Origin of the sequence: uncultured Bacteroides sp., from assembly GCF_910578895.1 — a bacterium.
Taxonomy (GTDB): Bacteria; Bacteroidota; Bacteroidia; order Bacteroidales; family Bacteroidaceae; genus Bacteroides.
The window spans coordinates 1-20,528 of the sequence record NZ_CAJTSC010000025.1 but is presented as its reverse complement, the minus strand read 5'-3'; the positions used below and the strand labels follow the sequence as shown (position 1 = coordinate 20,528).

At 47.2% G+C, this 20,528-nt stretch carries 21 protein-coding genes; 6 read left to right on the top strand and 15 right to left on the bottom strand.

Annotated features, from left to right (window positions below; translation table 11 throughout):
* Positions 1-84 precede the first annotated feature (84 nt).
* Positions 85-2,244 (bottom strand): S46 family peptidase, encoded by a 2,160-nt coding sequence (locus tag QZ327_RS08085; protein ID WP_294618568.1) that lies wholly within the window; start codon positions 2,242-2,244, stop codon positions 85-87.
* Positions 2,245-2,274: 30 nt separating this feature from the next.
* Complete coding sequence (locus tag QZ327_RS08080; RefSeq protein WP_294618567.1) at positions 2,275-3,507, bottom strand: anaerobic sulfatase-maturation protein; 1,233 nt, start codon at positions 3,505-3,507, stop codon at positions 2,275-2,277.
* A gap of 133 nt (positions 3,508-3,640) precedes the next feature.
* Here QZ327_RS08080 and QZ327_RS08075 point away from each other — a divergent pair, with 133 nt between their 5' ends.
* On the top strand, positions 3,641-4,390 hold the full coding sequence (locus tag QZ327_RS08075) for a DUF4369 domain-containing protein (RefSeq protein WP_294618566.1): 750 nt from the start codon (positions 3,641-3,643) through the stop codon (positions 4,388-4,390).
* An 18-nt stretch (positions 4,391-4,408) separates the two neighbouring features.
* Here the strand turns inward: QZ327_RS08075 and QZ327_RS08070 are convergent, their stop codons facing one another.
* From QZ327_RS08070 to QZ327_RS08040, 7 genes are all read right to left on the bottom strand, one after another.
* Positions 4,409-5,167: a 1-acyl-sn-glycerol-3-phosphate acyltransferase gene (locus QZ327_RS08070; RefSeq protein WP_294618565.1), complete on the bottom strand. Its 759-nt coding sequence runs from the start codon at positions 5,165-5,167 to the stop codon at positions 4,409-4,411.
* Between the two features lie 47 nt (positions 5,168-5,214).
* Positions 5,215-6,444: a metallophosphoesterase gene (locus QZ327_RS08065; RefSeq protein WP_294618564.1), complete on the bottom strand. Its 1,230-nt coding sequence runs from the start codon at positions 6,442-6,444 to the stop codon at positions 5,215-5,217.
* A complete protein-coding gene (locus tag QZ327_RS08060) occupies positions 6,432-7,058 on the bottom strand; it encodes a hypothetical protein (protein ID WP_294618563.1) in 627 nt (208 codons plus the stop codon). The genes QZ327_RS08065 and QZ327_RS08060 overlap by 13 nt, the downstream gene beginning before the upstream one ends.
* A 3-nt stretch (positions 7,059-7,061) precedes the next feature.
* On the bottom strand, positions 7,062-7,547 hold the full coding sequence (locus tag QZ327_RS08055; RefSeq protein ID WP_294618562.1) for a sigma-70 family RNA polymerase sigma factor: 486 nt from the start codon (positions 7,545-7,547) through the stop codon (positions 7,062-7,064).
* A 74-nt stretch (positions 7,548-7,621) separates the two neighbouring features.
* Positions 7,622-8,509: a vitamin B12 dependent-methionine synthase activation domain-containing protein gene (locus QZ327_RS08050; RefSeq protein ID WP_294618561.1), complete on the bottom strand. Its 888-nt coding sequence runs from the start codon at positions 8,507-8,509 to the stop codon at positions 7,622-7,624.
* A gap of 69 nt (positions 8,510-8,578) precedes the next feature.
* The gene (locus QZ327_RS08045) at positions 8,579-9,934 is read right to left on the bottom strand and encodes a dihydroorotase (RefSeq protein ID WP_294618560.1); all 1,356 of its coding nucleotides are present in this window, start codon (positions 9,932-9,934) and stop codon (positions 8,579-8,581) included.
* Positions 9,935-9,937: 3 nt separating this feature from the next.
* Entirely contained in the window at positions 9,938-10,684 is a 747-nt protein-coding gene (locus QZ327_RS08040) for a polyprenol monophosphomannose synthase (protein WP_294618559.1), read from the bottom strand.
* Positions 10,685-11,006: 322 nt separating this feature from the next.
* Between QZ327_RS08040 and mfd the strand changes: the two genes are divergently transcribed.
* The 3 genes from mfd to QZ327_RS08025 all read left to right on the top strand — a co-directional run bounded on the left by mfd (position 11,007) and on the right by QZ327_RS08025 (position 14,875).
* Positions 11,007-14,393, top strand: coding sequence for a transcription-repair coupling factor (gene mfd, locus QZ327_RS08035; RefSeq protein WP_294618558.1), 3,387 nt, complete (start codon positions 11,007-11,009; stop codon positions 14,391-14,393).
* 82 nt (positions 14,394-14,475) lie between these two features.
* Positions 14,476-14,739, top strand: coding sequence for a nucleotidyltransferase family protein (locus QZ327_RS08030; protein ID WP_294618557.1), 264 nt, complete (start codon positions 14,476-14,478; stop codon positions 14,737-14,739).
* Between the two features lie 10 nt (positions 14,740-14,749).
* Positions 14,750-14,875 carry a hypothetical protein gene (locus tag QZ327_RS08025; RefSeq protein ID WP_294618556.1) on the top strand — a complete coding sequence of 42 codons (126 nt, stop codon included), beginning with the start codon at positions 14,750-14,752 and terminating at the stop codon, positions 14,873-14,875.
* 52 nt (positions 14,876-14,927) lie between these two features.
* On the opposite strand, the gene QZ327_RS08020 is transcribed toward QZ327_RS08025, so the two are convergent.
* Genes QZ327_RS08020 through QZ327_RS08010 form a run of 3 tightly spaced genes read right to left on the bottom strand, consistent with a single transcriptional unit; the run spans position 14,928 to position 15,873 of the window.
* Positions 14,928-15,134: a DUF3791 domain-containing protein gene (locus tag QZ327_RS08020; protein ID WP_294618555.1), complete on the bottom strand. Its 207-nt coding sequence runs from the start codon at positions 15,132-15,134 to the stop codon at positions 14,928-14,930.
* 2 nt (positions 15,135-15,136) lie between these two features.
* Positions 15,137-15,643 (bottom strand): DUF3990 domain-containing protein, encoded by a 507-nt coding sequence (locus QZ327_RS08015; RefSeq protein ID WP_294618554.1) that lies wholly within the window; start codon positions 15,641-15,643, stop codon positions 15,137-15,139.
* Positions 15,640-15,873: a DUF3791 domain-containing protein gene (locus tag QZ327_RS08010; RefSeq protein WP_294618553.1), complete on the bottom strand. Its 234-nt coding sequence runs from the start codon at positions 15,871-15,873 to the stop codon at positions 15,640-15,642. Before QZ327_RS08010 ends, QZ327_RS08015 begins: the two co-directional genes overlap by 4 nt.
* Before the next feature lie 129 nt (positions 15,874-16,002).
* On the opposite strand from QZ327_RS08010, the gene QZ327_RS08005 reads away from it, so the two are divergent.
* The gene (locus QZ327_RS08005) at positions 16,003-16,272 is read left to right on the top strand and encodes a hypothetical protein (RefSeq protein WP_294618552.1); all 270 of its coding nucleotides are present in this window, start codon (positions 16,003-16,005) and stop codon (positions 16,270-16,272) included.
* A 152-nt stretch (positions 16,273-16,424) separates the two neighbouring features.
* Here the strand turns inward: QZ327_RS08005 and QZ327_RS08000 are convergent, their stop codons facing one another.
* Together QZ327_RS08000 and QZ327_RS07995 are read right to left on the bottom strand one after the other, a co-directional pair.
* Positions 16,425-16,865: a hypothetical protein gene (locus QZ327_RS08000; protein WP_294618551.1), complete on the bottom strand. Its 441-nt coding sequence runs from the start codon at positions 16,863-16,865 to the stop codon at positions 16,425-16,427.
* Between the two features lie 26 nt (positions 16,866-16,891).
* Positions 16,892-18,061 carry a DKNYY domain-containing protein gene (locus QZ327_RS07995; RefSeq protein ID WP_294618550.1) on the bottom strand — a complete coding sequence of 390 codons (1,170 nt, stop codon included), beginning with the start codon at positions 18,059-18,061 and terminating at the stop codon, positions 16,892-16,894.
* Positions 18,062-18,334: 273 nt separating this feature from the next.
* Here QZ327_RS07995 and QZ327_RS07990 point away from each other — a divergent pair, with 273 nt between their 5' ends.
* Complete coding sequence (locus QZ327_RS07990) at positions 18,335-19,555, top strand: permease (protein ID WP_294618549.1); 1,221 nt, start codon at positions 18,335-18,337, stop codon at positions 19,553-19,555.
* A 50-nt stretch (positions 19,556-19,605) separates the two neighbouring features.
* On the opposite strand, the gene QZ327_RS07985 is transcribed toward QZ327_RS07990, so the two are convergent.
* On the bottom strand, positions 19,606-20,528 hold a 923-nt coding region (locus QZ327_RS07985), incomplete at its 5' end, for a DUF3362 domain-containing protein (protein WP_294618548.1).

Below are 20,528 nucleotides of genomic sequence, written 5' to 3'. Positions count from 1 at the left end.
TAGGGTTCAATATACGAGTGAATGCCATTCAGTATACGACAGAATGCCATTCACTCGTATCTACTTTTTAGAGGCGTACTCCGTTTATTCGATAATGTTCATTTCTTTTATCAAGTGTCCGCAATCGCCCAGTTTCTCCAAAATGAAGAGCACGTAGCGGATATCCAGCGCGATGCAACGTTGCAGGTTGTTGTCGAAGTTGATGTCACCGCTCAGAGACTCCCAGTTGCCGTCGAACGCGCAACCGATAAGCTCACCTTCACCGTTGATGACGGGACTGCCGGAGTTGCCACCGGTGATGTCGTTGGTCGTCAGGAAGCAGACGGGCATGGTGCCGTCCGCCATGGCGTAGCGTCCGAAGTCCTTGTTGAGGATAAGTTCCTTCAGCTTGGCGAGAACCGTAAATTCGCGGTTTTCAGGATTTTCCTTTTCAAGAATACCGTCTGTGGTGGTGTAGTAGGTATAGTGCACGGCATCGCGCGGACTGTACGATTTTACGTTACCGTAGGTGAGCCGGAGCGTGAAATTGGCATCCGGATAAGACGGCACGGGCAGTTTCATTTCGCCCAAACCGCGGATATATGCCTTGTGCAGCAGTTCCATCCCGTCGCTCAGCGCTTGTTCTTCCATAAGGACGGCTCTCAGTTTCTCTATCTTCGAACGGGAGTATGTCGTGGCAGGGTCTTTCTCAATGGCTTTTGCCGTGGGCTTCTTTATGAATTTGTCCAGGTTGGCACGGCTGGAGAGGATGGAATTGTCGTACACATCGTCTATGAAAGCATTGTAGTCTCCTTTATACTGGTTCCGGATGGTCTGATAGAAGGTGGGCAACTGTTCCGGTTGCAGTTTTTGCGCAAGGGCGGGCAAGATGGCCTTGGCAACGGCACGGTCCACTTCGTGGTCGTAGTCCTTGTTATGGATGCCGTCGAATACTTCTTCCAATTGGGTTTTGGAGGCGGCAAGCAAGGAGTCGTTTTTCTCTTCCAACGCCGTTTTTATCTTGTCCATAATCATGTACGGGCTGCCGAACTCGATGGCACCGTTCAATGCCTCGTACAGGTAGTTGAACTGGCGTGAGACGGGCATCCTTTTGGCAATGATGTCGTCAATCTTGTCTACTACGCCTTCGTATTCGGGTTTGCCTTTGGCAAATTGGGCGAATTTCTTTTCCTGTTCTGCCTTGGTACCCAACACATCGTTGTCGATGATTGCCTTGTTCATACCGATGGAGTTTTTCCAATAGTTGCTGCTTCCGGCAAATTTGCTGGCATACTGGATGCGGGTCTTGTCGCTGGCATCCATGTATTTGCGCAAAACTTCAAGGCGGACGCCGCGCATGTCAATCATGGCTTGGTTGTCTGCTTCCATGCGCTCCTTCACTTCCGATTGGGTAAGATAACGGCTGGTTCTGCCGGGGAAACCCATAATCATGGCATAGTCATTCTCTTTCAATCCCTTGATGGAAATGGGCAGGAACTTCGGGGTCTTCAAGGGGACGTTGGCTGCATTGTATTCAGCCGGTTCGCCGTTGGCATCGGCATAGATGCGGAACATGGAGAAGTCGCCCGTGTGGCGCGGCCACATCCAGTTGTCCGTTTCGCCGCCGAATTTGCCTACCGAGGAGGGAGGAGCGGCAACCATGCGGACATCGCTGTACACTTTGTAATAAAACAGGTAGAATTTGTTTCCTGCATAGAAAGGCAGTGCTCTTGCCTCGATGCCGGGTTTGCCTTTCAAATCACTCTTTTCCAGTTCTTCTTTGGCAAGTTTGCCGAGGAATGGGGCGGTGAGTGCATTCACTTCCGTCACTTCTCCGGACTTGACTTTCTCGTTTACAAGGTCGGTGATGTCTACGATGCGATGCACGAAACGAAACTTCAATCCCGGGGTAGGAAGCTCCTCGCTGCGGTTCTTTGCCCAAAAACCGTCTGTCAGGTAGTCGTGTTCTACCGAACTGTGCTGTTGGATGGCACCGTAGCCGCAGTGGTGGTTGGTGAGGATAAGTCCTTCCGGTGAGACGATCTCTCCGGTACAGCCGCCTCCGAAAATGCCTACGGCATCTTTCAGCGATACGCCGTTCGGGTTGTACAAGGCATCGGCTTCGAGTTTCAATCCCTGTTTTTTCATCATGTCGATGGAATTCTGCTGCTTCATCAGTTGAAGCAGCCACATCCCTTCGTCTGCACGTGCGGAGCAGACTGCCAATGCGGCAATAACCGCAATCAAATACTTTGTTGGTTTCATTCTTCTTATTTTTAATTTGCTGTATGGTTTTTATTTGAATTTTCCTTCCCTGATAGCTTCCATGATATTGGCGGGCGGACGTTGGTTCAGCAACTCTTGTTTCATGAAATCCATGTAAGGAGCCACGTGCCGGAAGTATTTCCGGTATCCGGCGCAGAGGTAGTTCAGCCCGGGTTCGCCGTTTGCGGTATGTGCAAAACGGTTTTTGGGACATTCACCGTTGCAGGCAAACAACCATTCGCACTCTTGGCACTGGGTGGGGAGTGACTTTTGTTTCATCAGCCCGAAGGCTTGCTGCCGGTCGCCATACATCATTTCGACCAATGTTTTCTGGTGGATATTTCCTAATTTATACTCCGGAAACACAAAGTGGTCACAGGCATATACGTCACCGTTGAACTCCATTACACCGGCGTGGCCGCAGGTCTTTGCCAGGGTGCATACGCCCGGTTGCTCGCCTATCCAGTTGGCAAGGGTGGAGTCGAAGAGTTGGATATAGTAAGTCCCTACATCTTGTTTCACCCATTCGTCGAACAGGGTACAGAGGAAGTCACCCCACTGCTCCGGGCTGACGGAGAAGTCTGCCAGTTCCGAAACTTTCTCCTTGTCCGCCAGCGAGGCAAGGTGGCGTCCGTCCTGATGGGGGGTAATCCGTTCTACGATAGGGGCGAACTGGATGTAGCGGGCGCCGATTTCCTTGAAGAAGTTGTAGAAGTCGAGCGGATAGTCGGCATTGAAGTCGTTTACCACCGCCATGGCATTCCATTCCACACCATGCTTTTTCAGCAGGTTGATGCCCTGCATCACTTTGACAAACGACGGTTTTCCGAGCCTGTTTTTGCGGTATTCGTCATGAAATTCCTGCGGGCCGTCGATGGACACACCCACCAGCCAATTGTTCGCTTTGAAGAACTCGCACCATTCATCGGTGAGCAACGTGCCGTTTGTTTGTATGCAGTTGTCGATGGTCCGTCCGTTGGCATGCTTTTTTTGCAGTTCCATCGCTTTTTTATAGAAAGCCAGCGGGCGCATCAAGGTCTCCCCGCCATGCCAGGTGAACAGCACCTGCGGCATCGTCTGCGAGTTGATGTATTCTTCGATGAACTTCTCCAGCAGTTCATCGCTCATCACGTGTTTAGGATTGTTTACATACAGTTTGGATTTCTCCAGATAATAACAATAATCGCATGCCAGATTACATACCGCCCCTACGGGCTTGAGCATCACATACAGAGGTTTGGCAAAAGGAGCATAGGTTGACATGTATATTTCTCCGATTTTTATTGTTTATAATTGTGCAAAAATACGTAAACCAATTGAAAATACCTTTCTTTCTATCCGGTTTATAAGGAATATTAATACCTTTGCAGCGTGTAATTCATAAATCGTTTCCTGCATGATTAGAATGAATGTAAACTATATTTTGCCTTTTTTGTTGTTGCTTGTCTCTTTCAGTTCATGTAGTCGTAAATATAAGATTGAAGGAAGTTCTTCGGTGACCAGTCTTGACGGTAAGATGCTATTTCTCAAAGCACTGCAAGACGGGCAGTGGGTGACGGTTGATTCGTCGGAGGTGGTTCACGGGCTTTTCTCGATGAAAGGCGGAGCCGATTCCGTGATGATGGTAACCCTTTATATGGACGATGAGGGAATTATGCCGCTTGTATTGGAAGACGGAAAGATAGAGGTGTCCATCTCGAATACGCAGTTGGCTGCGAAAGGTACGTTGCTTAATGACCGCTTGTATGAATTTATAGAGAAACGGAACGCCTTGGAACTACAGATAGAAGAACTTGACCGTAAGGAAGCGCGTATGGTGCTGGACGGAGCCAATCTGGAAGATGTCCGTAAGGAATTGGAGCAAGAGAGTAAAAATCTTATAAACGAAATGAACACCTATGTGAAGCAGTTCATCATTGATAACTATGAGAATGTTTTAGGACCGAGTGTATTCATGATGATGTGCAGTACATTACCGTATCCTATCATCACTACTGAAATAGAGGATATTATGAGAACCGCTCCATTGTCATTCAAGCAAAACCAACTGGTAAAGGATTTCCTCTCGAAAGCCAAAGAGAACAAGCAGTTGATTGAAGAGCACCAACGTGCCGCGCAAAATGCGTCCGATACTTCCCTGAATTAACTTCGGAATTCGCTATTTCTATCTGTCCTGGTCCTCGTTCTTCACCATTCCCTTATATTGTGCGGGCAAAGCGCTTTCTACGGCTGAATATGCTTCTGCCATAGTTGTTTTGACATTCTCTGCTCCTTGCCCTTTGGGGGCAATCGGTTCATGGATGGTCAGTATCATGCGGTGACGGTGTATCCACTTGCCCGTGCGGGGAAGTATCTCGAATGAACCGTCGATGGTGACAGGCACCACCGCCAATTGCAACTCGTCTGCCAGTTGGAAAGCTCCCCGCTTGAAATACCCCATGTGTCCGGTGAATGTGCGTGCCCCTTCGGGGAATACCACCAATGATACCCCGTCTTTTAAAGAAGCTTCCGCCTGCCGCATCGTAGCCAACACTTTCTTAGGACTGGAACGGTCCACAAAGATGTGTCCGGCGCTTTCGCAAGCCTTGCCTACGAAGGGGATTTTACGCAGGCTTTTCTTCATCATCCATTTGAAGTTTCTTCCCAGGAAACCGTAAATCAGGAATATGTCGAAAGCCCCTTGATGATTGGGGACAAAGACGTAGGAAGTGTGCTTGTGAATTTTCTCCCGTCCGTTTATCTTTACCGGAATAAGCAGCAGGAGACAAATCAGTTGCGACCATATTTTCCCCGGATAATATCCCCAGAAATGAGCGCCACCCAATAATGAACCGATAATTGTGGTCAGTGCGGTAAGAATGGTCAACACCAACAAAATAGGCAGTGCGAAACAAATCTGGTAGATGGCATAGAGTATCTTCATGGGGCTTGGATTTTATTGCCACAAAGATAGCCCTTTTTTGCATTTTGTCACCCTTTCCCGCTAACTAATTTTATGACGGTGATTTCAGGCCATGCGCCGAAGCGGAAAGGCAGTCCTACGTAGCCGATACCGACATTGACATACAGGGCGCGGTTGCCTTCGTAGTACATGCCGGTCCATTCCGGATAGATGAGTGAGGCCAGCGAGCGTCCGAACAGTTCCATCTGCATGGCATGTGTATGTCCGGAAAGGGTTAGTTCTATCTCGGATTCCGGTAATACTTCACGCCGCCAGTGGGTAGGGTTATGGCTGAGCAGAACACGGAACATGCTTTCCGTGCCTTGTATGGCTTTCGGAAGGTCGGCGAATTGCGAGAAGGGCGGTTCGCCATCGTTCTCCACACCTATCAATGCTATGCTGTCGCCCTTATGATACAGAATGGCGTGTTCGTTATTCAACGTTTTCCAACCCATATTTTTTTGTTGTTCTATTAAATATTGCAGGTTGGCAACCTCTTCTTTCTTGCTGCGCCAGCGGTAATAGGTTCCGTAGTCGTGATTGCCCAGAACGGAATATACTCCGGCGGGGGCATGAAGCCGGGAAAGCGTCTCTTTGAAACCGTCCAGTTCGTGGCTTTGCTGATTGACCAGGTCGCCGGTAAAGATTATGAGGTCTGCTTCCTGTTCGTTGACCAGGTTGACCAACTGCCGGACGGCTTCCGGTTTTCCTTGCCAACTGCCTATATGGATGTCCGACAACTGAAGGATACGGTAACCGTCAAATCCTTTGGGAATGTTTTCCGACCGGTATTCTACATTCTTCACCTCGAAATGTGTGATGCCCGCCACGGCCCCGTATAGGATATTGGCAAAACAGAGTGTTCCCACTATCAGACCGAGGAGCGTGTAAGGAAGCCGGTGGACTACAAAAGGAGAGCGGGGTTTCCTGAAAGGTGTACGAAAGATGATGAACGAGAGGAATCGGCAGACTCCCCGCATCATTATGCCAAGCAATGAGCAGAGCATAAACGCGCTCTTCGGAGCGGCAAACAGCATTGTCGCCACTGCCAATCTGCCGATGCCTTGCGCGTGATGTGAAAGTGCATTGTCGCCTGTCATATAGATGTAATACATATATATACCTGCCAGTACAATGGTAGGAAGCCAATATGCCGTGCGCCAGATGATGTTACGGGTTTTTCTCGCGATGTACACCAGGTAGATGTACATATCCGGTAAAAGCAGGCATAAGATGAGTATGAGCGTTATTCGGTGCATATATCTTCCAGTTCTTCAATGTTCTTTTTAATATTGTCGAGATGTTTGTAGACCATTTTCTTGTAGATGAAATAGATAACTATGGCATCCCCGATGGCGAAACATCCCAATAAAATGATTTGTATGCCGAGAGGCATCGTATGGAAATCCATTGCCCAATAGACCAGTGCGGTGAAGAGGATTGCCCAAATAGCCGCTGCCCATACCTCATAGCGGGTCCAGCCACGGAATGTGTTCATACGACGGCTCACTTCGGCTACGGACATTTCGTCTACCCGGGTGTTCTTGTTCCAGAGATAGACTTTCCTGTCCCACCATATACCGCCGAGGATAGAGACAGCGATGAAAGCCAGGAATACGATATTCTTGTTTTGCAGGTATTCGTTACAGCCGAAGGCAGGCAACAGGCACCCTATCAGCACGAGAACAGCCAGAGCTATCACACCTGCTCCAATCGAGAAGCGTTGCAGGCGTATAATACGTTCCAGGCTGTGCCGTGTGCTCCTCTTATAATTTGCAATCAATTCCTTTATCTGTCGTTCGTCGGCAATAGATGTCTTTTGCAATTGTGCACCCAATGCGTTCCATGATTTTTTCAGTTCATCCAGTTCCATATATTATTTCTCCTTATTCATTTTTTTCAGTTTGTCTTTGATGCGGTTGAGTTTGGTAGCTACATTGGTTAGGGTCAGTCCGGTAATCTCTGCAATCTCCTCATAGCTTTTTTCTTCCAGATAGAGCAGGATGATAGACTTCTCCAACTGTCCCAGCCGGTTTATCATCCGGTAGAGTTGGCGTAACATGGCTTGCGTCTCATCGGCTTCTTCGCTGCGGTCGGCTTCCTGTGTCAGGGTCACAATCTCAGGGATGTTCTTCTCTTTCCGTATAAAGCTGATGCAGGTATTCAAGGCGATACGGTAAATCCATGTCGAAACTTTACATTCCCTTCTGAATTTAGGGAACGCTTTCCAGATGTTGAGCACTACTTCCTGATACAGGTCGCTGAGAGTCGCGTTTGGGGTAGTATACAGGTAGCATACCTTATAGATTACGCGCTCATACTCCCGTATGACGGACATAAACTCTTGTTCTACGTTTTCCATTGTCTATTCTTTCTCGCTTTATTTAGTTTGTCGTGGCAGGAGTCGGAAAATCACACTTGCCAACGGATAAGGTTCTATTCTAATCCTGTAAGAAACCTTCGCATTTCCTCCACCGGCATACCGCGTCGGCGGGCATAATCCTCCAATTGGTCTTCACCTATTTTGCCTATGGCAAAATAGTGCGCCTGAGGATGCGAGAACATCAGACCGCAGACGGAAGCGTGTGGGTACATGGCTCCGTTTTCGGTGAGTGTGATACCTATCCGTTTCATATCCAGCAGTTCGTCCAGTATGAAGTTTACGGATTGGTCGGGCAGGGAAGGATAACCCACTGCGGGGCGGATACCCTGAAACTTCTCCATCAACAAGTCCGGAATGGAAAGCGATTCATCCGGAGCATATCCCCAAGCCGTCTTGCGCACATATTCGTGCATCTTTTCCGTTGCCGCTTCGGCAAGTCGGTCTGCCAAGGTTTGAACGAGCAGATGCTTATAAGGGTCCTCTTTGTAGTATTCTTTGCTCTCCACACTGATGGAAGATGCGAACAGGCCTATTGTATCCGCCTTTCCGGATGAAAGCGGTCGTATGAAATCGCTCAGGCATAGAAACGGGCTTCCGTCCGGATGGGGTGTTTGCTGGCGGAGCAGGGGGAATGGCGTATCCTCGATAATAAGATTATCCCCTTCGGCATTGGCACGGCACAACCTGTAGATACATCGAACCGCAAGAACCTCATCCAACCGGTTGAGCATTCTGTTGGCTTCCTTAAACAGCTGCATCGCTTCGGCGGCTTTTGCACGCTCTTCTTGTGGAAAAGCGGCAAGCCACAGGGCACGGCAAGAGTCGCACCCATGAATATTGGCGATTGCCGCAAACTTGGGTTGAAAGCCCCAGGCGTGGAAAAAATAGATCCAGTTGATGTAGGGACTTACCTCGTGGACTGTATAATGAATGATGGGCAAGAGGGGGATGATTTCAGATTTTAAAATTCAGATTTCTGATTTTATAAGTTATAATCCAAATATCTGAAATCAGAAATTTGAATTTTGAAATCTCAACTCTTCTCCCCGATAAGCATCATCTACCGTATCGCCGTTATAGATAAGGTGCCCGTTGGCAAAGGTCTTTTCTACTTTCCAGTTGAAGGTATGTCCTTCCAAAGGACTCCAGCCGCATTTGCTTAAAATCTTATCGGTGGTGACTTCCCAGGGAGAGCCGGGGCGCACCAGTACTAAGTCCGCCTGATAGCCTTCGCGGATATAGCCGCGTTGGCAAATACCGTATATCCGGGCAGGTGCATGGCACATTTTCTGAACAAGAGTCTCCAATGAGAATACTCCTTCGTCCACCAGCTCCAACATGCTGACGAGGGAGAACTGTATCATAGGCATGCCGGACATTGCTTTCAGTGCTCCACCCTCTTTTTCGCTCAGCAGATGCGGGGCGTGGTCGGTAGCAATGACATCAATCAGTCCGGAATTGACGGCAGCCCGCAGAGCTTCACGGTCTGCTTTCCGTTTAATGGCAGGATTACATTTTATACGCGCACCCAAACCGTTGTAATGCGTCTGCGTAAAGAGCAGATGCGCCACGCATGCTTCGGATGTAATATTCTTGTTCTCCAAAGATTCGTCACTGAACAGTTGCAACTCTTTGGCCGTGGATACGTGCAGGATGTGCAAGCGTGCCCCGGCAATCTTTGCCAGACGGACAGCCAGTTCGGAGGAAGCATAACAGGCTGCGGTAGAGCGGATGCCGGAGTGGGAGTTGACAGGAACATCGTCCTCTCCTTTGTATTTGTCCTTGTATTTCTCGATGTTGGCTTTTATTATCTCCTGGTCTTCGCAATGGGCGGCAATCAGCATGTCCGTGCCGTTGAATATCTTCAGCAGGCTGTTCATCTTGTCCACCAACATATTGCCGGTGCTGGAACCCATGAACAGTTTGATGCCACAAACGCGGTGTTTGTCCAGTTTGTCAAATTCCGTGTAGTTGTCGTTGGTGGCGCCGAAATAGCAAGAGTGATTGACGATACATTTTTCGTTCAGCAAGTCGAACTTGGCATTCAGGGCATCCAACGTTACGGTCAGCGGATTGGTGTTGGGCATGTCCATAACGGAGGTGACGCCACCGGCTGCTGCTGCACGGCTTTCTGTCAGGATGTCCGCTTTATGGGTAAGTCCCGGGTCGCGGAAGTGTACATGGTCATCAATGATGCCGGGCAGCAGGTAGCAACCTGTCGCATCAATCACTTCTTCGCAGGGGGCGGAAAGAGGTTTCTGGTGGGTCAACACTTCGGCAATGCGTCCGTTTTCTATTACTACCGAACCTTGAACGGACTGGCCTTCGTTGACAATCGTTGCGTTATGTATCAGTGTCCTTTTCATACCTTAATCTTTTAAATTTGGAAATTTGTGAAACCAACTGTTCCATTTCAACCGGATGACTCCGAACACGGCTTCTCCGAAAATACTGCTGTTCATTTTGGATGTTCCCAATTCCCGGTTGATGAAGATGACCGGCACTTCCTTTACATTCGCTCCGCACTTGTAGGCGGTGAATTTCATTTCTATCTGGAAAGCATAGCCTTTGAAGCGAATGCCGTCCAGATTGATTGTCTGTAAAACCTTGCGGCGGTAACAGACAAAACCGGCTGTAGTGTCGTGTATGGGCAGTCCCGTGATGATCCGTACATACTTGGATGCGAAATAAGACATCAGCACACGTCCCATAGGCCAGTTTACTACATTCACACCACTCACATAACGCGAACCGATAGCCACATCCGCTCCCTCTGCGGCACAAGCCTGATAGAGGCGTGGCAGGTCTTTGGGGTTATGGCTGAAGTCGGCATCCATTTCGAATATGTATTCATAGTCGCGTTGCAACGCCCATTTAAATCCGGCTATATAGGCTGTGCCCAATCCTAACTTCCCTTTGCGTTCCACCATAAACAGGCGGTCGGGAAATTCGTGTTGTAACTCTTTGACGATAGCGGCAGTGCCGTCGGGCGAACCGTCTTCGATGATAAGTATGTGAAATCCGTGTTCCAAAGCAAAAACGGCACGAATGATATTCTCGATGTTCTCCCGTTCGTTGTAGGTGGGGATAATGACGATGCTGTCTGATATCTGCATATTTGTTGAAAATAAGAGAGTTATTAAAATTAATTTATATCATAGACTATCTGTCGCTCATGGCGTAGTAAAGAGCAGAAATTTTTTTGCTATGCTCTGAGTGGCAGGCAGTATAAGACAATTAATCATTAATACTTAATATAGGCTTGTTTAATGGGAACAAATGTAGTGCTTTTCTGTTACTCACAGATAAAACAAAAGGATTATTTATGTATTTTTGCAACGAAAAATTCCCTATGGAACGCACGCAAGTTCCACAATTTGTCGGATTTTTTTATTTGTGCGGATAGGAATAGGCTGTAGGGACTAAAAAAGACAATCAATGATTATTACCGAACTACAACAACGATATGCCGCCCATCCCAATGTAGAAGGCGTGTGTCGGCTGCTGAAGGACAATTCTGTCCGCCACCTTTATTGCAGTGGTCTGTGCGCTTCCGCCGCTTCCCTGTTTTCATCCGCATTAGTGCAGCGGGCGGGATGTCCGTTTGTCTTTATTCTCGGCGATTTGGAAGAAGCCGGATATTTCTATCACGACCTGACACAGATTTTGGGAACCGAACGGGTGCTGTTTTTTCCTTCCTCTTTTCGCCGTGCCATAAAATACGGGCAGAAAGATGCCGCCAACGAAATTCTCCGCACGGAAGTGTTGAGCCGCTTGCAGAAAGGAGAGGAAGAACTCTACATCGTTACCTATCCGGATGCGCTGGCAGAGAAAGTCGTTTCCCGTAAGGAGTTGGGAGATAAAACCTTGAAACTCCATGTGGGCGAAAGGGTGGATATGGATTTCGTCACGGAAGTGTTACGTAGCTATGATTTTGAGTTTGTTGACTATGTGTACGAGCCCGGACAATATGCCGTGCGTGGCAGCATCATCGATGTCTTTTCTTTTTCGTCCGAGTTTCCTTTCCGTATTGATTTCTTTGGAGATGAAGTGGAGAGTATCCGTACTTTCGAGGTGGAGAGCCAGCTTTCCAAAGAGAGGAAAACCGATATTGTCATCGTTCCCGATTTGAGCCATAACCTGGAAAAAGGGGGAAGTGGCGGAATGGTCTCGTTTCTGGATTTCCTCCGTCCGGATACATTGCTGGCAATGCGTGATTTTCTTTGGTTGCGCGAGCGTGTTCAGATTGTTCGCGACGAGGCACTTACCGCACAGGCAATTGCCGCCCGCGAAGCCGAAGACAACGGTTCGATTTCGTTGGAAGGCAAATTGATTGACGGTGGCGAGTTTACGTTGCGTGCCCTCGATTTCCGCCGCATGGAGTTTGGTACGAAGCCTACCGGAACGCCGGATGCGACCGTGGCATTCAGTACCACCGCACAACCTATCTTCCATAAGAAGTTCGACTTGGTGGCGGAAAGTTTCCACGATTATCTTGCCCGCAATTATACCCTCTATATATGCAGCGACAGCCTGAAACAAACCGAACGTATCCGTGCTATTTTCGAGGACCGGGGCGATAACATTTCCTTTACACCCGTTGAGCGCACCTTGCACGAGGGGTTTGCCGACGACACGATGCGTTTCTGCATCTTTACCGACCACCAGCTGTTCGACCGTTTCCATAAATACAATCTGAAGAGCGATAAAGCCCGTAGCGGCAAGGTGGCGCTGAGTCTGAAAGAACTGAACCAATTTACACCCGGTGACTACGTGGTGCATACCGATCACGGTGTAGGACGCTTCACCGGACTGGTACGCATCCCCAACGGCGATACGACGCAGGAAGTGATGCGGTTGGTCTACCAGAATGAAGATGTGGTTTTTGTCTCCATTCACTCTTTGCACAAAGTTTCCAAGTATAAAGGAAAAGAGGGCGAAGCGCCCCGTCTCAACAAGTTGGGAACCGGTGCGTGGGAGAAGTTGAAAGATCGTACCAAGACCAAGATTAAGGACATAGCCCGCGACCTGATAAAACTCTATTCGCAACGGCGTGAAGAGAAAGGCTTTCAGTACAGCCCCGACAGTTTCTTGCAACGGGAATTGGAAGCGTCCTTCATTTACGAGGATACTCCCGACCAGAGCAAAGCGACCGCCGATGTAAAGGCGGATATGGAAAGCGCCCGTCCTATGGATCGCTTGGTATGTGGCGATGTAGGTTTCGGAAAGACAGAGGTTGCCGTGCGTGCCGCTTTCAAGGCGGTGGCGGACAATAAGCAGGTTGCCGTCCTTGTGCCTACTACCGTTCTTGCCTATCAGCACTTCCAGACCTTCAAGGATCGTCTGAAAGGGTTGCCTTGCCGTGTGGAATATTTGAGCCGTGCCCGTACGGCGGCACAAACCAAAGCCGTTGTCAAGAGTCTTGCAACCGGTGAGGTGAATATACTTATCGGTACTCACCGCATTTTAGGAAAAGACGTAAAGTTCAAGGACCTCGGCTTGCTGATTATCGACGAAGAACAGAAGTTCGGTGTCTCTGTCAAAGAGAAGCTCCGCCAGCTCAAGGTGAACGTGGATACCCTGACCATGACCGCCACGCCCATTCCCCGTACCTTGCAGTTCTCCCTCATGGGTGCGCGCGACCTGAGTGTCATCCAGACGCCGCCCCCCAACCGTTATCCCATTCAGACGGAAGTACATACTTTCGGTGACGAGATTATCACCGATGCCATCAACTTCGAAATGAGCCGCAACGGACAGGTGTTTTTCGTAAACAACCGCATTTCCAACCTTGCGGAACTGAAAGCGATGATAGAGCGAAACATTCCCGATTGCCGCGTCTGTATCGGTCACGGGCAAATGGAGCCTGCCGAACTGGAGAAGATTATCCTCGACTTTGTCAATTACGATTATGATGTACTGCTTGCCACCACCATTATAGAGAGTGGCATCGACATACCGAATGCCAATACCATTATCATCAACCAGGCACAGAATTTCGGTTTGAGTGATTTGCACCAGATGCGTGGACGTGTGGGACGCAGCAATAAGAAAGCTTTCTGTTATCTTCTGGCTCCCCCCTTGTCCTCGCTTACGCCGGAAGCCAAGCGCCGCTTGCAGGCTATCGAGAACTTCTCCGACTTGGGCAGCGGCATCCACATTGCCATGCAAGACCTCGATATCCGTGGGGCGGGCAATATGCTTGGTGCGGAGCAAAGCGGCTTCATTGCCGACTTGGGGTATGAAACTTATCAGAAGATACTCTCCGAAGCCGTACGAGAACTCAAGACTGACGAGTTTGCCGACCTTTATGCCGAAGAGTTGAAAGGTGACGGTACCATCAGCGGCGAACAGTTTGTAGATGAATGCCAGGTGGAAAGCGATCTTGAGTTGCTGTTGCCCGCCACATACGTCACCGGCAGTAGCGAGCGCATGTTGCTCTATCGGGAATTGGATGGGCTGCTGTTGGATAAGGATGTAGATGACTTCCGTGCCCGTCTTGAAGACCGATTCGGACCTGTTCCCCCCGAAACGGAAGAGTTGCTTCGCATCGTCCCCCTGCGCCGCCTTGCCGCCCGCCTGGGAGTGGAGAAGGTGTTTCTGAAAGGTGGTCGTATGACGCTGTTCTTTGTCTCCAATCCCGACAGCCTTTACTATCAAAGCCGGGCATTCGGCAAGGTCATTGCTTATATGATGCAATATACCCGCCGCTGCGACCTGCGCGAACAGAACAACAAGCGGAGCATGGTGGTGAAGGATGTCACTTCCGTAGAGGGAGCTGTGGCGGCATTGCAGGAGATTGTGGCGATACAAATGGAGGAGTGAGTGAATTTTTGAAATAAAGGTTCTGTATATTTGCTCTTTTGAAACATTCTTTTTAATTTTGTGTAAACCAAATGTTTGTTGTATGAAATCCCTGAATGAATATATTGAAATAATAAAGAAATGTAGCGATGTGCTACGTTCTTATTTTGGGGTTACTTCTCTGCGCATTTTCGGTTCAGTTGCCCGTAACGAACAGAAAGAGCATAGCGATGTGGATGTTTGTGTAGATATGAAACCAAATCTGTTTTTGCACGTTGAGTTAAAGAGATTCTTGGAGGAACAATTAGGATGTCCGGTCGATGTAGTTCGCATCCATAAGAATATGAATGATTTTCTCAAAAAATAGATAGAAAAAGATGGAATCCTTATCTCCCTATAAGAAAGAAATCGCTTTGGGTATCCTGAAGCAGATAGAGCAGGCTATTCTACGCTTGCAGGAGAGAACGGTGAATATACATAGCATTAGGATTGTTGAAGAATAATAATAAGAAGGGTTGATGCTTTTTACTCTATCTGCTTGATTATCTTTTTCTTCTATTGTGAATTTCTTAACTCATCAATAAGTTCTTCAAGAATATAACCGTCACTCATCAGTTGCAAACCATATTTGGGGTCAGACAGTTGCTGATAGACTTTAGTCGTGTAAAACAGGTCAAGGGCTCGCTCTGCGTCAATTTGCAAAGCGTCAGCCAACAACATGATTATCCGGCTCTGTTTACGCCAAAGTACTGTATCTCTCATAATCAATCTTCCATTTTTAGTGTTTCAGACGAAATAAATGACAAGTACCTATTTACAATGTCTTGGTTCAAGATGCAAATCTGATGATTTACTTCTTTATATCTTAACTGCCCCAGTGCTTGTTCTGCTGTGATAATGCCGTTCTCATAGTCTTCAACGGTGTCAATGACATTATCATTCGCGATGCCCCCTTCTACTATGTCATATTGCTGCTGCATCGCACCGCCTCTTCGACAATCCACCACATATTCTAGCCATTCAAGGTCATAGGATTCAAATATCTTAATACGAAAGACGGCAGACTTGACAGTATTGTAGTCAAACGAATAGGTCGTTAAAATGGGTTGGGCGTTCCGTCCTTTTCTTTCCGCGATTGTTCTTGCCCATGATTCCGCTTGTATTCGCAGTTTGGTAAGATAAAACCCTTGACCGAAATCCACTTTCTTCCTGCCTAATTTTACAAGTGGTGTTGGAACATGCACATAAGATCCATGAAATAGTGTAATCATGCTTCTTTCTCCCAATTTAATAGTGTTTCGCAAATGTCATCGGCTACCCAGTCCAGGCTTTGGGTATGAAGGTCTTCATATTTTCTTATCAAACGGCGATGTATTAATCCCTGCTTCTGTAGTCTGTCGTGCATCTCCTTACCAGAGATACACAATTTGCGGGCACCGCTCTCTATCGCCATAACAGCGAAATGAATGCGTTTGTATGTTTCATTATTTGTATAGCTCATACTCTCTGTTTTTCTGAATTTTATTATCACTTGTAAAATTACGATATTTTCATCAATAAATAGCTGTTATTTCTATATTTTTGTAGATGATAAGCTGTATTTGGTAAACTGATAATAAAATCTTTACTTATGGGAACATTAGGCTGTATCAACGATATGTTGCAACGGGATAAGGAGAATCGTACGCTCCGTAAACTGAACAGGGAGCGGATGCGAGGGCACTATAATTATCTTGTGGAAAAAGGAAAAGGTACGGAACGGCGTTCCGATGTCTCTATCGAGCAACTGGAAGATATACGTAAGAATATTGCCGAAAAGGAGCGTTCGGACCAAGTGTTCCTGCGTAGGGCTTATCTTTTTCTTATACTGTGCTTTACGGTGGTGTTCTTGTTGGGCTAGTTCTGTTACCGGTTGTTTGGTGGTGGTTTTACGTGATGATCTAATTAGGAATATCCCTAAAAAAGTAATCCTGCCATTAGCAGCCGTTCTTTTGTATTCAACTTTTCCATCTGACCGATATAATCCATGAGCGTTAAACATACCGGTTTTGCTTATCTAAGTGTCTGTCGTATAAAAATAGCATTATTATTAATTTCCGTACAAGCCACAAGCATGTATTCTGAAGGAACATATATGGTGTCTCCAATCGCAACAATCGGTAGTGGAATATTTATATTTCCGGAAAAACTCCACTCTTTTCCATCGGTATTGCGCCTTAATCTACGCGATATTATCCAAGGGCCAAAGGTAGAGCGTAGAAATGAATAGTCAGACTTAAAGCAAATTACGTCCGGCAGTTCGATGCTGGCAGTATCATCTATTGAAATTATTGTATGCTCTCCCCACCAAATCAAAGTGTCCTGAACTTCTTTGGGCAAATCGGAATATACAACTTTTTCGCCATTACTGTAATCTATGGAACGAGTGCATCCGGAACAAATGCCAATCGCTCCGAAGGTTATAACGCCTATTACTTTCTGCCACTGTTTCATAATTATCTAAACTATGAATTGATCCATCATTTGCCGTATTTCTTTTTCAGATATTCCCTGAGTTTCGGAGAATCTTTGCCTTGATACACACGGTTGCGGTCGAATACCGTCCAACTGTCACCATCCGGAAAGTCGATTTTTTCGAAGCTGGCCGCATCTGCCCCAGGAATAATGGAGTCCTGACAGAATACGTGTATGTCATCTTTCCCGTAATTAAAGTCTCCACTACTCAGTGCTTTTTTCTTGCCATAACGATATGACGAAACGGGAACGGGGATGAATGTCTTTGGATTTGCTCCGACAAGCATTTTATTGTCCCACCACACATGATATTTGTCTTTATACCAGTTTCGCTCTATTTGCTCAAATGATTTAACATCAGCATTGGGAAGAATATGAAAATCATAATCATAGATGTTTATGCCATCAGAATACATGCCACCTAAATTTTTTAATTTAGTGTAGTCTCGTATCTGTGTAGGCACTGCACCCTTATAAGCCCTATGTTTATCCTGGCCTATATAAAAACCAACTTCTCTGAATGTAGCCGGGTCAGCACCGGGTACTTCCTTTTCCATAAAGAACACCCTTTTATTATCCGCAGCATAGCATCCTGATAATCCACGTTGTTTAGTGCCTATATCTATCTGATGGAATGAGCTATAGTCAATGTCCGGTATAATGCTTCCATTCAAGTAGTATCCATTATTTCGATCTTTTGCCCACGATGTTTTCCAGTCATCAGCATCTCCTAATAATTTGAACGAGTGTTTATCACTTACATTCAACCGCTTCCCTTTCCAGAAATAATCATTTGAATCTTCAGCAAAATAATAGGTATGAACTTTGAAGGTTGCAGGGTCGGCATTTTCTACCAACTCTCCCGAAAGAAAGACATGGATATTGTCAGACGCATACCAATCTTTTAGAACACGGAACGAACCGCCCTCTGCCCCTTTTATTATATCGCCCCGGTAGAAAGCGTGTGTTTTGTCGCGACCATAATCATCATTTAGTTCTTCAAAAGTCTGTGGGTCGGCATCAACCGCCCGCGAATTATGCCCGTTACCCTCGTTCCATGTGTGCCATGTCACTTTCTTACCGTCATTTTCATATCCGACGGTGCATGATGCGAGAACCAACGAGATGAAAATCGTTAAAGGTAATATCTTATAAGTCTGTATTCCTCGTGCCATAGTCGATGCTTGCGTATTTAGTGGGTAACATGTAACTAATTGCCTTAATTTACACGAAATTACGCATTTTACTTGAAAGAATTGCGATTTGGGCGTAGAAATAATTTAGAATCTAATGATTTGTGTTATAGAGACAACGAAAAAACTACCATTATAATTTGCAAGAACTTATAAACTCTAAAAAATCTTGAATTTATCATTTTTTATCTCCCATACACAACTTACATTTTGGTTCGATGTCGTAATTTTGCGGCAGAATAAAAAAGAAAGAATATGGAATTACTAAGTTCTTTACTATTTATGCTCAATGAGATGTCTCCATATATTCTGTTGGGCTTTTTTATCGCAGGAGTTATGCACGCATTTATTCCACAGCAAACCTTCGCGCGCCATCTTGCCGGTACAGGTTGGAAATCGGTTGTCAAGTCGGCAATAATAGGCATTCCTTTGCCTCTTTGCTCGTGTGGAGTATTGCCAACCGCAATCGCTATGCGCCGGAACGGAGCTTCCAAAGCGGCTTCGACCTCTTTTCTTATCTCCACGCCGCAAACCGGCGTAGACAGTATTGCCGCTACATGGTCGCTGTTAGGACCTGCTTTCGCTCTCCTTCGTCCGCTGGCAGCATTGATTACTGCCGTATTGGGCGGGATAGCGGTCGGAAAATCGGAAACAAGAACCGAGGAGAAATCCTGCCGAATGGAAGATACGGCATCCAATGAAACGGAAACCATTACCCGTAAATGCTTGGATGCCTTGCGCTATGGGTTTATTGATCTTGTGGGAAGCATTGGCGGATGGCTCGTGACGGGATTGGTTATCGCTGCCCTGATTACGGTATATGTCCCTGCCGATTTCTTTTCCGTCCTCGGCAGCAAGCCGTTTTTATCGATGATTACCGTACTGGTTATCGCCGTTCCTATGTATGTCTGTGCTACAGGCTCGATACCCATCGCTTTGTCGTTGGTATTGAAAGGGCTTTCTCCCGGAACGGCATTCGTATTGCTCATGGCCGGTCCTGCTGCGAATTTTGCCTCTTTTACTCTGATTTCACGAGAAATGGGACGGAAGGCTGCAATCGTATATCTCATTTCAATCATTACCGGTGCAATCGCGTTCGGATTAACCATAGATTATTTGCTGCCTGCAGAATGGTTTCGTATCGGAAATTCATATACCATTGCCGGACACTGCCATGTGGTCGGTCTGTTTCCTTCCGTTTGTTCCGCCATACTCGTCATATTGCTTGCGGTTGCCTTTTTTAAAAGACGTAAGCATCACCATATAGATATTTCAGCCATGACAAAGGTGTATACGATTAAAGGAATGAATTGCTCACATTGTCAAGCTGCTGTCGTAAAAAGCATTAGTGCGGTAAATGGTGTAAAACAGGTTGATGTAAAGCTTTCTACCGGTGAAGCAACGGTTGAAGGGGAACACAATTCCGAAGATGTTATAACGGCGGTTCGCAATGCAGGATTTGATGTTATATCGTAATACATAAAATGATAAGGGTGTCAAAATGGGTATTTTGACATCCTTATCCGTTATCGTTTCCCGCCGTATAGTTTTTCTATCAGGTCCTGCCGCCCTATCCGGCGCAGTTCATTGATGATGTTCCGCCGCTCTTCGGGCTTATACCAGAAGAAGAATTGGCGCTGCGCCAGTTTCTCACGTTGCGTCTTGGCGCTGAACACCGGTTCCAAGGTATAGGGGTGATAGCCGGTGTACCAGGCTTCGGTGGAGACAGTCATGGGGGTGGGGGTAAAGTCTTGCACCTGTTCCAAATGGAAATCCAGCCGTTTGGTGATGACGGCAAGTTCCGCCATGTCCTCTTCCTTGCAGCCGGGGTGGCTGGAGATGAAGTAGGGAATGAGTTGTTGCCGCAGACCTTCTTCACGGTTGATGCGGTCGAATATCTTTTTGAATTCGCCGAATTGGTTGAACGATGGCTTGCGCATGATGTTGAGCACACGATCCGAAGTGTGTTCCGGAGCGACTTTGAGACGGCCGCTTACGTGGCGGGCGATGAGTTCGCGGGTATATTCCTGCGTGCTTCGGTTGGTTTTGGCATCGTTGCTCTGATGCAATAGCAAATCGTAGCGCACGCCACTGCCGATAAACGATTTCTTGATACCTGGCAGGCTGTCTACCGCGTGATAGATATCGAGCAGCGGGCTGTGGTCGGTGTTCAGATTCGGGCACACTTTGGGATGAATGCACGAGGGGCGTTTACACTTCTTGCATACGGATTCGTCGCGCCCCCGCATTTTGTACATATTGGCGGAAGGACCGCCCAGGTCGCTGAGGTATCCTTTAAAGTCAGGCAGTTCCATTACCGCCTTTACCTCTTTCAGGATACTTTCCTTACTGCGGCTGACGATAAATTTTCCTTGGTGCGCCGAAATGGTGCAGAAAGCACAGCCGCCGAAACATCCGCGGTGGATGTTGACGGAGAATTTAATCATAT

Bases quoted from the DNA above. Each gene is read 5' to 3' on its own strand.
- QZ327_RS08085 (WP_294618568.1), bottom strand. From the start codon at position 2,244: ATGAAACCAACAAAGTATTTGATTGCGGTTATTGCCGCATTGGCAGTC.
- QZ327_RS08080 (WP_294618567.1), bottom strand. From the start codon at position 3,507: ATGTCAACCTATGCTCCTTTTGCCAAACCTCTGTATGTGATGCTCAAG.
- QZ327_RS08075 (WP_294618566.1), top strand. From the start codon at position 3,641: ATGATTAGAATGAATGTAAACTATATTTTGCCTTTTTTGTTGTTGCTT.
- QZ327_RS08070 (WP_294618565.1), bottom strand. From the start codon at position 5,167: ATGAAGATACTCTATGCCATCTACCAGATTTGTTTCGCACTGCCTATT.
- QZ327_RS08065 (WP_294618564.1), bottom strand. From the start codon at position 6,444: ATGCACCGAATAACGCTCATACTCATCTTATGCCTGCTTTTACCGGAT.
- QZ327_RS08060 (WP_294618563.1), bottom strand. From the start codon at position 7,058: ATGGAACTGGATGAACTGAAAAAATCATGGAACGCATTGGGTGCACAA.
- QZ327_RS08055 (WP_294618562.1), bottom strand. From the start codon at position 7,547: ATGGAAAACGTAGAACAAGAGTTTATGTCCGTCATACGGGAGTATGAG.
- QZ327_RS08045 (WP_294618560.1), bottom strand. From the start codon at position 9,934: ATGAAAAGGACACTGATACATAACGCAACGATTGTCAACGAAGGCCAG.
- QZ327_RS08040 (WP_294618559.1), bottom strand. From the start codon at position 10,684: ATGCAGATATCAGACAGCATCGTCATTATCCCCACCTACAACGAACGG.
- mfd (WP_294618558.1), top strand. From the start codon at position 11,007: ATGATTATTACCGAACTACAACAACGATATGCCGCCCATCCCAATGTA.
- QZ327_RS08030 (WP_294618557.1), top strand. From the start codon at position 14,476: ATGAAATCCCTGAATGAATATATTGAAATAATAAAGAAATGTAGCGAT.
- QZ327_RS08025 (WP_294618556.1), top strand. From the start codon at position 14,750: ATGGAATCCTTATCTCCCTATAAGAAAGAAATCGCTTTGGGTATCCTG.
- QZ327_RS08020 (WP_294618555.1), bottom strand. From the start codon at position 15,134: ATGAGAGATACAGTACTTTGGCGTAAACAGAGCCGGATAATCATGTTG.
- QZ327_RS08015 (WP_294618554.1), bottom strand. From the start codon at position 15,643: ATGATTACACTATTTCATGGATCTTATGTGCATGTTCCAACACCACTT.
- QZ327_RS08010 (WP_294618553.1), bottom strand. From the start codon at position 15,873: ATGAGCTATACAAATAATGAAACATACAAACGCATTCATTTCGCTGTT.
- QZ327_RS08005 (WP_294618552.1), top strand. From the start codon at position 16,003: ATGGGAACATTAGGCTGTATCAACGATATGTTGCAACGGGATAAGGAG.
- QZ327_RS08000 (WP_294618551.1), bottom strand. From the start codon at position 16,865: ATGAAACAGTGGCAGAAAGTAATAGGCGTTATAACCTTCGGAGCGATT.
- QZ327_RS07995 (WP_294618550.1), bottom strand. From the start codon at position 18,061: ATGGCACGAGGAATACAGACTTATAAGATATTACCTTTAACGATTTTC.
- QZ327_RS07990 (WP_294618549.1), top strand. From the start codon at position 18,335: ATGGAATTACTAAGTTCTTTACTATTTATGCTCAATGAGATGTCTCCA.